At 45.5% G+C, this 13,416-nt stretch carries 10 protein-coding genes and 1 riboswitch; of the genes, 5 read left to right on the forward strand and 5 right to left on the reverse strand.

Translation table 11 applies throughout. The annotated features are described in order from the left end of the window. Window positions 1–305: 305 nt before the first annotated feature. From ACHZBG_RS12995 to ACHZBG_RS13005, 3 genes are all read right to left on the reverse strand, one after another. Window positions 306–1,865, reverse strand: coding sequence for an FAD-dependent oxidoreductase (locus ACHZBG_RS12995; RefSeq protein ID WP_320129890.1), 1,560 nt, complete (start codon window positions 1,863–1,865; stop codon window positions 306–308). 19 nt (window positions 1,866–1,884) lie between these two features. Next, a complete protein-coding gene (locus tag ACHZBG_RS13000) occupies window positions 1,885–3,375 on the reverse strand; it encodes a hypothetical protein (protein ID WP_320129891.1) in 1,491 nt (496 codons plus the stop codon). 315 nt (window positions 3,376–3,690) lie between these two features. Beyond that, window positions 3,691–4,338, reverse strand: a complete 648-nt coding sequence (locus tag ACHZBG_RS13005) for a GntR family transcriptional regulator (RefSeq protein WP_320129892.1) — start codon at window positions 4,336–4,338, stop codon at window positions 3,691–3,693. A gap of 331 nt (window positions 4,339–4,669) precedes the next feature. Then, window positions 4,670–4,734, forward strand: a riboswitch (Fluoride riboswitch). Window positions 4,735–4,790: 56 nt separating this feature from the next. On the opposite strand from ACHZBG_RS13005, the gene ACHZBG_RS13010 reads away from it, so the two are divergent. From ACHZBG_RS13010 to ACHZBG_RS13030, 5 genes are all read left to right on the forward strand, one after another. Then, entirely contained in the window at window positions 4,791–6,020 is a 1,230-nt protein-coding gene (locus ACHZBG_RS13010; RefSeq protein ID WP_320129893.1) for a cation:proton antiporter, read from the forward strand. Between the two features lie 97 nt (window positions 6,021–6,117). Beyond that, on the forward strand, window positions 6,118–6,840 hold the full coding sequence (locus ACHZBG_RS13015) for a nitroreductase family protein (protein ID WP_320129894.1): 723 nt from the start codon (window positions 6,118–6,120) through the stop codon (window positions 6,838–6,840). Between the two features lie 141 nt (window positions 6,841–6,981). Beyond that, window positions 6,982–8,214, forward strand: a complete 1,233-nt coding sequence (locus tag ACHZBG_RS13020) for an MFS transporter (protein WP_320129895.1) — start codon at window positions 6,982–6,984, stop codon at window positions 8,212–8,214. 51 nt (window positions 8,215–8,265) lie between these two features. Then, a complete protein-coding gene (locus tag ACHZBG_RS13025; protein ID WP_320129896.1) occupies window positions 8,266–8,991 on the forward strand; it encodes a creatininase family protein in 726 nt (241 codons plus the stop codon). A gap of 48 nt (window positions 8,992–9,039) precedes the next feature. After that, window positions 9,040–10,344: an RluA family pseudouridine synthase gene (locus tag ACHZBG_RS13030; protein ID WP_320129897.1), complete on the forward strand. Its 1,305-nt coding sequence runs from the start codon at window positions 9,040–9,042 to the stop codon at window positions 10,342–10,344. A gap of 10 nt (window positions 10,345–10,354) precedes the next feature. Here the strand turns inward: ACHZBG_RS13030 and ACHZBG_RS13035 are convergent, their stop codons facing one another. After that, a complete protein-coding gene (locus tag ACHZBG_RS13035) occupies window positions 10,355–12,199 on the reverse strand; it encodes a glycosyl hydrolase (RefSeq protein WP_320129898.1) in 1,845 nt (614 codons plus the stop codon). Window positions 12,200–12,218: 19 nt separating this feature from the next. After that, window positions 12,219–13,358, reverse strand: a complete 1,140-nt coding sequence (locus ACHZBG_RS13040) for a PLP-dependent aspartate aminotransferase family protein (RefSeq protein ID WP_320129899.1) — start codon at window positions 13,356–13,358, stop codon at window positions 12,219–12,221. Window positions 13,359–13,416 lie beyond the last annotated feature (58 nt).

The following is a 13,416-nucleotide window of genomic DNA, read 5'->3' on the forward strand; positions in this document are numbered from 1 at the left end:
TTCATGACCTCGTATTCTCTTCAAAAAGTTTTTCGAAAGAAAAGGAGAAATCATTTTTATAAAAGAAGGTCGACACCTTCTTGAGGTGTCGTTTTTCCATTGTTCATGGTTTTGATACATTCCATGGCACCAGTAGTAAAGTTCAGTGATCACACTTCCCGCAGTTGTCGCAGATCCCATAAATTTTACAAGAAGGAAGCCCGAGGAGTCGGGAATAAAACTCCTCGGACAGATTTTCTTTTCTTTCAGGTTTCCTCTTCTCGTCTTCTTTGTACTCATTTACACCGACAGACGGAGGATTCCCTTTATTGCCGTTTACCATTACCCATCTTTTCAGAATTAGGCTTCCAGCAAGTACAATTCTTGAATTCTTCTGCAGACAGGGTTCCATTCGCCTCAACTTCTTCGCTTATATGCTTTGCCAAATCTGTGTAAAGACCATATTGATGTTCTTCCACGCATTCTTTGTAAGAAGGATCCTTTGCTTCGAATTTGGCATTCCTTGGAAGAGGAACATCCTGATCCACGAGAATATCCTGGACCTTTTGAATGTTGACATTCCTGATGCTTACGCCATCAGCTGCAGCAACAGCTGCGGCTACACCTGCTGCCTGACCTGTTCCAACACATTGTGGAATGAGGTTGAGCCAGTCGATGGCAATGTTGTCTGCAGACAGATGGCGTCCGGGACAAACAAGATTCTCGACCTTCTGAGGCAACAAAGCTCGGAACGGAATTTCCAAAGGACCGCAATCGTTAAGCTGGCAAATTGTAGAATGCCAGGCGATGACGTCATCAAAGTGATGTGCAAAAGCAAAATCATTGCCGGTCATAACATATTCGCCAACAAGACGCGTGCTGCAACGGCAACCGAGCTGGGGAGCGATATCGTAAATGAAAGCGTTCTTGAAAGCAGTCGGAACAGTCAAGCGGAGATATTCCACCACTTCTCTCATGGTGTTGCGGGTATTCATCTCGGTAGCAGTCTGGTCTTCTATGACACTGCAATCTCTTCCGGCATGCCAGTTATTGACCCAACAGACATCATTCGTGGGACCTGGAAGTGGAACGGATTTGAAACCTGCAACCTTGTCGAGGGTTGTTCTGAGGATTGTAGCTTCCTGGGGATGGGCACTCTTCCATTCATAGAAGTTGTTCCAATCGACTCCACCGATTCTCCAAACAAGCGCTGTGGTACTGGATCGTGTCTCCCCGTCCGCCAAGGTAGCGTAAGGTGCTCCGGTCTGTTTGAAGATATCTCCATCCCCTGTTGCGTCAATGACGGTTTTCGCAAGGATTGCCTTTCGGCCTTCCTTACTTTCGAAAATTACGCCTTTGACTGCATTACCCTCCATAATCGGTTTGACACCGAGTGTATGGCAACAAACCTTGATCTGATCTTTGAGTTCGAGAAGCATTTTATCCATCTCGATCTTCAATTGGTTGGGTTCAAAGTAAATCGACCTGACCAAGCAGGAAGGCTTGGATCCCCCGAAATTGGCGCTTACGCAGTCATGGTAGGCACGGAAAGCGTTGAGGAGGAGAGGATCAGTGCTACCTATTTGGTCGAGGGAAGGTCCAAGGGCAGCTCCGGGAATTTTTCCAAGTCTTGTGAACCATTCCTCCTGGAGGCCGCGAACGAAAGATTTTCCATACCAACTGAGGTCAGGAACCATTATGACGTAACCGCCCGTGACATCGCCGCCCATATACCCGTAACGTTCAAGGAGTATTACACTTTTCGAGCCGGCCCTGGCAGCAGCAACGGCAGCGGAGTGTCCTGCCGCGCCGCCACCGATGACAAGTATGTCGCATTCGTCATAAATCGGAGTTTCTTGTTCTTTTTCAATAATCGTAGTTGCCATTATTCGTTCCTTTTAAAAATTATCCAATGTAGCCAAGAAAAATACAAACCAGACTGCATATTACGATAAAGATAATGTTGGTCATCACACCCTTGGTGAAAATAAACTTGGATGTCATCTCTTCACGACCGAGCAGAAGAGGTGCATATGCAATTGAACCGTTAGTGAGGAATGCGCAGAGTCCGGAAAGGATGGTTGCAATTCCGAGAACGGTTGCAAAGTTACCCCCAGAAGCAAGCTGCATCTTGCATGCAAGAGGAATGCAGATGGCGTTGATCGTAAAGCTTACCGGCATACCGTTGGTGAAGTTCGTGAAGAATGTCGAAATAACCACGCAAAAAATAACCATGATTGGCCAATTCGCATTTCCCAGAATTGGGGTAAGCAGGTTGGAGATGGCAACCTTGATGCCATAGGCATCGGATGCAATGGCACCACCACAGATTGTGAAACAACCAGCTACCGCAACGATTCCCCACATGGTCTTGGTCTGGAGAAGTTTGACGCCGTTGATGAAAGGCTTGCCCTCTCTGTCCCTCATCATGCAAAGAATTGTAAAGAGAACAATCCATACCCAAGTAGTTCCGACTTTATTATAGAAAGCAGTGAAGGCGGATCCTTTGGGAAGAACCAGACTTGCAATGAGAAAGAGGATACCAAAGAACATGAAGCCAAAAAGGATTTTCTGTTTAGGAGTCATCTTCATGTCTTCATCTTTGATGTTGAGATCCGCGAAACGGAACTTCTCGAGGGGCGTAAGGTCAGTCTTCCAGACAAAGCGCATGAAGAAGCCATAGCCAAGAACGAAAAGAACGACAACGAGCGTGGCGCCAAAGAGATAGAGGCCACTGTTGAATTCAAGCCCACTGCCTTCCATGATGCTGCTTATGATAGCGATGGATGAAAGGTGGACGCCCTTGAAGGGAAGAATATATGCACCCATTGCTGAAATATAAACGCCAAGGAGCAATTGTCTCTTGAGATCACTGTCTTTTTCAATCTTGCAGTTTTCACAGAGACCGTCCAAGATGGGGTACCAGAGAAGAAGCATGGCAGTCGGACTGCTTACCAGCGCCGAGCAAACCAGAACCGCAAAAAAAATGGTCATGGTGAGACGCATTGGATGTCCCTGCAATAATTTTATACGCAAGATCTTTCTTGCAAAGACATTGACAGCTCCAGACTCAGTCAAGGCACCAGTCAAGGCCATCACCCAGATGATCTGCTGGATGGTCGTATTGCCGAACCATAGCTTGAGAAGGTCTCCCGCAGAAGCAAATCCACACAAGATCATTGCGAAGAGGCCCATTACGGCAGGCCAGAATATTTCGCCCGTAGTAATTGTAGCGATAAGAACGCCGAAAAATACCCCTAGCATTCCAATACCGACTTCATTAATACCAGCAAAAGGTGGCACAACCATTCTGAACAGGAACATGAAGGCTAGCGAAATTGCTGCCCAAATGTAATACACTGTTGTTTTCTTGGAAATACTGCTTGACTGATTCATTATAAATGCTCCTTTTTTATCCACAGAACAAGTGAAATTGCAAATTGCATTATATATCTTATATCTTGCTAAATGCAAAAATGCAAGCTTTTTTATTTACCAATTTGCCGCCAAGCATAAGAATCGGCAGTTTTCAGGCCCAACTCTACCGAAAATTTTGTTGGAAATATTTGTCTATGACAAGTAAAATTGGCGGAAAATTTGCAGTTTCCGAGTGTAATGCTATACTTTTGGTTGAGATTGCCTAGACATATTAGAAAACCGCACCCAGATCCAGGATGCGGCATTCACAGATAAAACCCAAGAATTAATTTTTTATTTTCCCACCCTTGCAATATAAGAAAGAATACCAGGAGTCATCCGGTCAGTCGTTTTTCTCAGAGACTCGCAAACTCCATCGGCATTGCTTTTCCTCACACAGCCAATCATATTGTCAAAATCCCTAAGGTCATCCTCCTTATGAATTCCTTCGGCGGCATATATGTATCGCAGCAGAAGTTGAAGCCCCTGCATGGATATCATGGTATTGTCGAGCCGGCGGTTTCCACAGGTGTGGTAAAAGACACCGATGAGAAGGTGCACTGAGGTTACCTGCTCTTCTGGTGTTTTTGCAACGGCAAAAGCCTTTCTGTATTTTTCGAGTTCTTCCGCGGTTTTTTCGGGGTCGCTCCGCTTCAGCGAAAGCTTTATTGCTGCACAATGTAAAGTCATGGCCAATTCCTGGATTTCCTCGACATCATGGACGTCCAAAGAAAGAACCGAAGCTCCAAAATTGTTTTTATAACTGATGAGCCCTTCCAGCTGAAGTCTGTTCACCGCCTCTCTGATCGGCGTGCAACTGACACCGATTTTCGTTTGCAATTCGTTGACGTTGATCCTGCTTCCGAGAGGGAAACGGAGTTGGAGAATGTCGTTTCTCATTGTTTCATAGACTTGGTCGACCAGAGACCTTTTATCAAGCATTCCATTTTCCTCAAAATTATTTTATTTCTTATAAGATATATTAAATCAATCTTTGCTAAATATACACTAATTTCTGACTGACCGGCTATACAATCTAGCAAATCACAAGCTAAAAGATTTCTGCATCATGCCCATTGTCTCGCTTACTTTGAAATATCACCGTTCCACCGATATCACCGTCCTCATCCCAACCCTATGTCTTTCATGCTTTCAACCTGCTTTGAAAGAACAGAAAGAAACCAGAATATCCTGAGAAACCATCATAAGAAACTTGAAAAGAACGGCAGGCAATCCCGCATGAATTGACTAATATTGCCATTTAAAGTACATCATACACACTGGCGGTGGAGTTCGCCATTAACCGCTGTTGTTACAGCCAATGACTCCTGTATCAAGATTGATGAATCTTCATACAGGGCAGGTGTCCCTGCTTGAGGCAAGGAACAGTGCATATGCTACAAATATCACAACTTTTCGTTATCATACTTGCCGGTGGTTGGCTATCGGGCAAACTATTTTCCAAACTCAGGCTACCCTCTATCCTGGGCATGGTGCTTTTTGGAATCGCTTGCTCCTATTTCCTTACGTCCCATACTCCTGCCGTTCTCTGGGAAATTGCCCCATTCCTCAAATCCTTTGCACTCATTGTCATCTTGCTCCGAGCTGGTCTGGGCCTCAAGAAAAGCACGCTCAAGAAAGTAGGAAAAACAGCAATTGCAATGTCATTCATTCCCTGTCTTCTTGAAGGAACAGCCCTGACGTTCCTGTTCCAATTCTTTTTCAAATTCTCCTGGCAGGTATCAGGATTGACCGCGTTCATGCTTTCTGCGGTTTCCCTGGCGGTAGTGGTTCCCTCCATGCTGGAAAGTCAAGGCAAGATCTCGGAAAAACAACAGGTAGTTCCCACCATTATCCTTGCAGGAGCTTCGGTGGACAACGTATTGGCAATTACCCTATTTACGATTTTCATCGGTCTTGCCAGAAGCAGTTCCGTCAATGTCCTCAAATCGATCGGCGCGATACCAGTCTCGATTGTCATCGGAATAGCCGCGGGAATCGGTATTGGCCTGTTGCTGACCTTTCTGTTCAAAAAACATTACACCAACATCAGGGCAACGGAAAAAACCCTCATCATACTGGTTTGCGGTTCATTTCTTGTACAGGTAGGCGATGCATTTCATTTTGCAGGCCTGCTAAGCCTGATGACCCTGGGATTCGTCCTGCTTGAAAAATTTGAACCGGCCGCCCATGAATTATCACAGAAGCTATCAAAGATCTGGATATTTGCAGAGATCACGTTGTTTGTGCTCATCGGATATTCAGTTGACATCACCACCGTATTCCAGGCTGGTCTGAAAAGCGTGCTTGTCATCCTCCTTGGTCTGGTTTTCAGATCCCTTGGAGTACTTATCGCAACAAGCTTTTCAGATTTGAATTGGAAACAACGAATTTTTTGCATGATCGCCTATATTCCCAAGGCTACCGTACAAGCAGCTCTTGGGGGAGTCGCCCTTAGCTATGGAATGCCAGAAGGCCAGCAAATCCTGGCAATTGCCGTGGTTTCAATCTTGCTGACCGCTCCCTTAGGCCTCTTTGGCATACGTTTCTTTGGCCCACGACTCTTGGTTGATGACCCCGTTGCAAAAATTGCAACACCTCTCCAAGTTTCTCCACTTGTTTGAAACATTAAGGATTGGACCATTCTATAAATTATACGTATATTCAAGGTACCTACGGACCTTGAGCTTATCCCCCGATTGATAAAGGAAAGAGACCAATATGCAACCAGACTACCAATTTGCCATCGAGCACAGAAAATCGATCCGAACCTATTCAACGGAACCCATCGCCGATAAGACCAGGGAATACCTGATCAACAAAATAGAAGAGATAAACAAGGAAAGCGGTTTGCATATTTCCTGGGTTGATGACGCCGGAGATATCTTTTCCACCTTCAAGAGCTATGGAATGTTCAAGAATGTAGGATCGGTTCTCGTAGTGAAAGGATTGAAGGAGGTCCCTGACCTCTCGGAACGTGCCGGATACTTCGGGGAGCAATTGGTTCTGGAAGCAACTTCCCTGGGCTTGGGAACCTGCTGGATCGCCGGCACCTACGACAAGAAGAACAGCTTGCTTTCTGTCGGGCAGGGTGAGACAATCCTTTCACTCATATCCATTGGCAATATCGCCGATAACCAATCCCTGAAACAAAAAATCATCCATACCCTGAAGAGGAAAACCCTTGCTGTCGAAAAATTCTATACTGCCGAAGGAGTTGTTCCAACATGGTTCACAAAAGGAATCGAGGCTGTCCAAAAAGCCCCCTCTGCCATAAATAGCCAACGAGTACGTTTCAAGTATGGCCAAGAAAAAGTCACGGCCTCCGTCCCCGGGTCCCGGGCAACAGATCCGATTGATATGGGAATTGCAAAGTTCCATTTCGCGGTGATCGCCGGCGGTACCTTTGGCTTCGGAACTGAGGGAATCTTCCAGAAACTATAAAGCCTTCATTGTCTTGGAAAGGTAAAAAGCCAGGTCCTGCCTTGATACGTTTCTGTAATTCTATCCCAATATTCTTCAATACAGGGAATTGAGGTCAAATTTAATTGACATCAAGCCCCATATTCACGAATATTCAAACCTATGACTATCCAAGAAAGATTGAACACTCTTTACAAAAGTGATTCCAGGAGAAACAAATTCCTCCTGGTAATTCTTTGCTCAGGCCTTGCCTATGGATTCTATAGAGGAGTCCAGGACAATTATCTTGCCCAAATAGTTCAGATTTCAAAATTTGAACGAGGAATCGTGGAATTCTTCAGGGAACTCCCAGGCTTGCTCCTTGTATTCATCTTGGCTGCCATGTACCGTTTTTCTGAGTCAAAGGTATTCAAGATCGGGACAGCAATCATGCTTGCAGGAACGTTGGGCTTGCTTTTGGTAGGAACTTCCAAGGTTGTAGTCATCCTGTTCATGGTTGTCTTCAGTACCGGTGAGCACATCACTATGCCAATCAAGAACTCAATGTCCCTCGATATGGCAAAACCAGGAAAAGGTGGAGCCTCTCTGGGACTCATGTCCAGTATCAGCAACGGGGGCAATATCATCGGCTTCTTGGCAGTAACCATCATTTTTGCCGTACTGAGTCACCTTGGAATTCCCGAGAATTCAATAGCCGGATTCAAGACAGTATTTTTCATAGCCAGTTTTCTGCTGCTCGGATCAACCCTCATTGCCCTTACCATAAAAGACCAGGGAAAACCCGTAAAACGAAGTAAAATATATTTCAACAAGAAATTCTCCAAATACTACATGCTGGAAATTTTCTATGGGGCAAGAAAACAGGTATTCCTTACCTTCGCTCCCTATGTACTCATCTTGTTCTATGGTGCCGATACCTCTCTGGTCGCTTTCCTGCTGGCTATCTGCGCAGGATTTGGGATGCTGTTTGCCCCACTCATCGGGAAACTGATCGACCACCTCGGATATAAGTTCATCATGGTAACCGATACCCTCCTGCTTATGGTCGTATGCTTCTTCTATGGGTATGCCCACAGATTGTTCAGCCCGGAGGTCGCCTTTATCGTGGTATGTGTAAATTTCGTCCTCGACTCAATAATTTCCTTGGCCAGCATGGCTTCCAAGGTATATGTGCAGGATATTGCGGATACCCAGGAAGAGATGACCTCTACCATTACCACCGGAATTTCCGTAAACCATCTCATCAGTGTCGTAGTGGCCTTATTGGGAGGCTATATCTGGCAGCAAGTAGGCATCGAGATGTTGTTTACCCTTTCAGGGATCCTGGGACTGATAAATACCCTGTTCGCCCTCACCATCAAGAAACCAAAGCACAACGAACTGCAAGCAAGCTAGAGAAATCGTATCCTTGCGGATTTCCCAAAGACATGAGACACTGAAAGCCATATGAAGAATTCAGTATTGTACGAGGAATTGTTTCCCCTGGAATTTACTAAAAGACTTGGGGAACACCCTATTGGGTATCTTCCCTTGGGAACCTTGGAGTGGCATGGCCTCCAGAACGCCTTGGGTTCCGATCTTATACAAGCCCGGGATTTGTTTGAAGCTGCGGCAAGAAAATTCGGGGGAATCGTATTTCCTCCCCTTTTCATCGGCCCAGACAGCATAGGGCTGGACTCCACCGGGCAACCTCTCATGGGAATGGACAAGGCCAAGGAGACACAGCCCAACCAACAACTTACAGGAAGTTGCTACTGGGTTTCCAAAGGCCTTTTCACCATGGTTGTAGAAGCTATCCTTGCCCAGGCAAAACGAGCCGGATTTCGTTGCATTGTTGCCGATGGCCACGGACCTTCACGAAAGGTATGGAATGAAATGGCAGATACCTGGGAAAAGCAGTTTGATATCGTGCTTGTTTCCGCCTTGCGTGACTTTTCCCCAGGTACCTGGAAAACCCAGATGGATCATGCAGGAAAAAACGAAACCTCCCTCATGCTTGCCCTACACCCTGAACTGGTTGCCTTGGAACGACTTTCGCAAAATCCGGAAGAATGGCCTCTGGGCGTACGAGGTGAGGATCCTCGAACCAGCACCCCTGAATATGGACAAGAGTTGTTATCCTCGACCCTGGACGCTCTGGGAAACAAATTGACAGAACTCGGTATGCTATAATGGTTTTTGCCGATATAGCTTAATGACACAGACAAGGATCTTCTTTTCATGAACAACCCCCTTCCCTCCCAACTGGCCGAAAAATATTGCCAGGCATTACAAGAGTCCCTGGATTTACAGGGTTGTCTCGACTACGAAAGCGAGGGAAAGATATCCACTTCCTATCTCTTCGGTCCAGCCAGGGGACAGATGTTCGGAGTCTTGGTGTGCCTCGATCCAGAAGGAAAGGAAGTCATTCTCAAGGCTTTCTCTGGACAATATGATGGCAAATGGAATATCGAGGGTTGGGTACCTCCTGTCTGTGACGTTGCACGATTCAATGTGGTAGTTGCTCGATACGATAGCGCAATTCATGATTTGACTGACCAAATAAACAAGGCGACAAACAAGAAAACTACGCTCCTTCGGCAAAGACGAAAAGAACTCTCCTCAGCCTGTCTGGCAGAAATTTACGCTTTATATGCATTTCGTTGCCTCAATGGGAACTATACGACCATCGCAGATATTTTTAAAAACCAGCTACCACCTTCCGGTACTGGCGATTGTTGCGCCCCCAAATTACTTAACTATGCTTTTTTGCACAACCTCCAGATAATAAGTATGGCTGAGTTTTACTATGGAGAGACCAATCGATCTCAATCGAAACTCCATAAGCATTTTTATGGACCATGCGATGACAAGTGCAAACCCTTGCTTGCATCCATGCTTGGCCTGGATATCATCTATTGTGACGAGACACTGCTTGTAGTAAACAAGAAAGCAGGTATGCTCTCTGTCCCTGGAAAGGGAGAAGCCATGCAGGATTGCGTGGAAACGCGGGTAAAAAGACTATTTCCTTCTTGCATCAACCAACCAGCGGTCCACCGTCTGGATATGGACACTTCTGGTCTGCTGGTGCTCTGCTGTGAGGCAAGGGCACACCGGAATCTCTCGATTCAATTCATGGACGGTAAAGTCAGCAAGCAATATATTGCCTTACTCGAAGGGGTACTTACCTCTGATTCCGGTGTCGTGGAACTCCCGTTCCGTCTGGATATCGAAAATCGGCCCCGTCAGGTATTTGACGAAGCCCAGGGAAAATGGGGAATTACAAAATGGGAGAAACTCACGGTGGAATACTTCAAGGAAGACCGATTGGCAACCAGGGTACTCTTTACTCCCCAAACAGGAAGAACCCATCAATTGAGGCTTCATAGTGCGCACGAAAAGGGATTGCAACACCCGATAATCGGCGACAGGCTCTACGGGAAACAGGAAGAAGGGCAACGGATGCTTTTGCATGCCTCAAAAATCACCTTTTTCCATCCGGTGACAGGAGAACCGCTCTGCTTTGAAAGCAAAGCGGAGTTCTAGGAAAAATCGTTCATTTTTCAGGAGTTCTCCACTCTGTATCAATCAATTCAACGGTTTTACTGAAGTCATCAATCTTGTACAGAAGGCTATCCAATTTTGCAAAAGAAAGTGGTAGATGATAAATCTGGTTGGGCGAATGGAAATCTGCCCACAGCTCATAGCCTTTGCAAGAAGCACTGAACCCATAGGGTATGGGGTACCGTAATTTTCTCATGGCAGGGTTCGAGATAAAAAGGTAATAACAATCTCCTTCCTTTCTGCACCAAAAATCAAGAGGAATTTCGGAATCAAGAATCGGAGTGATGACATCAAGGACTTTCATAGAATGTGCTTTGAGAGAAGCAAGAAGAGGTTCATATGCCTGATGTTTTACCTGTCCAGGTTCTTTTGGGAATTTCTTGAAATATATAGGGGCTCCCTGGTTTGCCAGTTTCTCCAATACTGCCAGAGAATCCAAACTCATCCATTCGGCATCGCAATAGAAAACTGAGAAATCTTGGTCACCGCACTGCAAGGTCATTCCATTGAAGTGAATTTTTTCAAGCCACTTTCCAGAAAACCACAGAGGTCTATAGGAGAGCAATTCATCAGGCATATGTAACTCTTGCAACTCCCAATAATAATGACTGCTTGGTTTTACCAATTCGGGAGGCAGCTCATCGAGCATCCATTGGTCCTCCAGAGGAAGGTAGACAGCCATCTTTGAAAAAGTTTTTCCTCTTGCCAAATACGTTCCCATCTCTTCCAGATACCTATTAAAAGCAGACAGCGAACCATTGAGCGTGCCATCCGGACCCAGATGCACTGTTGCATAGAAATGATGGGGATTCTTCTTGGAACTATAGGGCATTCCATGCCAGACAACCCTATTCACGCCCCAGGCAAACTGCGCATCGGCTACACATTTCAAGTCCTCGATTTTTTCCTTCCCCAACCCCGGGGGAACTTCCGTATTCGGAACCCATCCATACAAACAGGAAAAGGTTTCGCTGGAAACCACTGGTTTATTCCATATGGCGGCGGCAGAAGCTGCAATCAAGGCAAAATCGGGATCAAAAAGCATGGTCTCTGTTTCAGGTATATCAACAAGAGCATACGCTGCAAGGATATCAGTGGGTGTACCATGGCATTGCATACGCGAAGAAGCCCCATTTTTTTTGCACATATCAACATAGGGCTGATAGAATTGTTCAAGTATTTGGTCTGCAATGCATTTTCTGTAATCAAACCGAATAGCTTGATCAACGTTCAGCATCGCTAAGTACGGTTCAAGGGAATACCCAAATTTTCTAAAGAAATCCTTGAAAATACCTCCATAGGAAAGTCCCTCCACTTCAACTTCCCAGGAATCACTAAAAAAAGATACTGGCCCTTGTTCACAAAGGGTCTTGAAACCATGGGTCAAGAGAAAATCGGCATAGAAGGAAAAAGCCTTGCTGTCAAGATGATTGAGAATGCGTCCAGGTTCCTCGGAATATCGGGACTCCCAGGATCTATTCAGACGTTGCGAAGAAAAGCCATTGAAAGTTCTGCTGGAATACTCCTCAGGAAGAAAATTCCCGCCAAAAGGCCAAAGCGTACCAAAGGTCAAATCACAACCAAGCTCTCGCTTCTTGCATTGATCTTGTGCAAAAGAAACATAGGAGAACCATGATTCATCAAGGAAAAAAGGTCCTTGTCCGGCCTTGGCTCCCGCCAAAGGGAAAACCCAGGCAATCTCAACGCCTCCAAAGCCTTTCTCCTTGATCCAATTGAGTTGTTCCTCAATCTCTAAGTATTCAAGTTCACCTGAAAACCACCACCAACGCAAGAAAGGCTTTGCGCTTCGGACCATAGGGAAACAATTCAAATTCATACATCTCTCCAAAAGTCGATCAGAGAACAGAAAAAGCCTGTTCCAGATCATCAATGAGCGTTTCGGTTTTTTCCAAACCAATATGCAACCTGATCATCGACGGATTGGCCCCTGGAGATGCCATGGAAGGAAATACAAGACTTTCATAACCACCCCAACTCACCCCGATACGAAAATGCCGGAGCCTATTGACTGATTCTTCGATCTTATCACGGTCAGTTGATTTCAAGGTAATTGAGAGCAACCCACAACCTCCACTCATTTGGGATGAGGCCAGATCATACCATTTGCTTTTCGGATGCATTGGATAGTGCACCTGTTCAATTTTTGAATTATCATACAGGAAATCGCAGACAGACAAGGCTGAAGCATAGTGATAGGGTAGGCGGACATGGAGTGTACGCATACCTCTTTGGATCAACCAAGCTTGAAAAGGATCAGGTACATGCCCAATGGGAAGAAATTCTGTCTTGAATATCCTTTCAACGAGGACTCGGCTTCCAACTACGACACCTGCAACGACATCACTATGTCCACCCAAGTATTTTGAGGCCGAATGCACAACAAGATCAATCCCAAAGGCCAAGGGATTCTGATACAAGGGAGTGGCCCAGGTATTGTCAACAATAGAGGTGATGCCATAACTTTTTGCCAGGCAGGCAAGAGATCGTAAATCCTCGACACGCAGGAACATCGAACTTGGGCTCTCCAAATACAAGACCTTTGTATTCTTTTGAATTGCACGCTCTACTTCATCCAGATTTGTTGCATCGACAAAGGTGGCAGATACCCCAAAACGGGCAAGATAGGTACCACAGATATATTTTGCCCATACATAGGAATCATTGGCACAGATAATATGGTCTCCCTGTTTCACGCAGGACAGGATGCTGCTTGCAATGGCAGCCACTCCCGCAGAAAACAGTTTCGCCTGCTCCCCTCCCTCAAGTTTAGCCATCCGTTCCTCAACAGCTTCCACGGTGGGGTTATTTCCCCTTGAATAGAGGTGGGTTTTGGTCTCATCCTGAATAGCTTCTCTTAAAGCTTTCACATTGGGAAAGGTAAAAAGCGACGTTTGGTATAAAGGAGCCGCCACAGGTCGCTCGATATCCATAAAATCATAGGTATCATCCGTAAGAATATTTCCAGGGAAGTCCATTATTAATTTCCTTATATATTAATGATTTATAAAACTTTACACACAATTAGAAATAAAG

The sequence above is a fragment of the uncultured Sphaerochaeta sp. genome (assembly GCF_963676625.2).
Taxonomy (GTDB): Bacteria; Spirochaetota; Spirochaetia; order Sphaerochaetales; family Sphaerochaetaceae; genus Sphaerochaeta.

Coding starts and splice junctions, on each gene's coding strand:
- ACHZBG_RS13010 (WP_320129893.1), top strand. CDS start 4,791: ATGCTACAAATATCACAACTTTTCGTTATCATACTTGCCGGTGGTTGG.
- ACHZBG_RS13005 (WP_320129892.1), bottom strand. CDS start 4,338: ATGCTTGATAAAAGGTCTCTGGTCGACCAAGTCTATGAAACAATGAGA.
- ACHZBG_RS13035 (WP_320129898.1), bottom strand. CDS start 12,199: ATGAATTTGAATTGTTTCCCTATGGTCCGAAGCGCAAAGCCTTTCTTG.
- ACHZBG_RS13030 (WP_320129897.1), top strand. CDS start 9,040: ATGAACAACCCCCTTCCCTCCCAACTGGCCGAAAAATATTGCCAGGCA.
- ACHZBG_RS13015 (WP_320129894.1), top strand. CDS start 6,118: ATGCAACCAGACTACCAATTTGCCATCGAGCACAGAAAATCGATCCGA.
- ACHZBG_RS13025 (WP_320129896.1), top strand. CDS start 8,266: ATGAAGAATTCAGTATTGTACGAGGAATTGTTTCCCCTGGAATTTACT.
- ACHZBG_RS12995 (WP_320129890.1), bottom strand. CDS start 1,865: ATGGCAACTACGATTATTGAAAAAGAACAAGAAACTCCGATTTATGAC.
- ACHZBG_RS13000 (WP_320129891.1), bottom strand. CDS start 3,375: ATGAATCAGTCAAGCAGTATTTCCAAGAAAACAACAGTGTATTACATT.
- ACHZBG_RS13040 (WP_320129899.1), bottom strand. CDS start 13,358: ATGGACTTCCCTGGAAATATTCTTACGGATGATACCTATGATTTTATG.
- ACHZBG_RS13020 (WP_320129895.1), top strand. CDS start 6,982: ATGACTATCCAAGAAAGATTGAACACTCTTTACAAAAGTGATTCCAGG.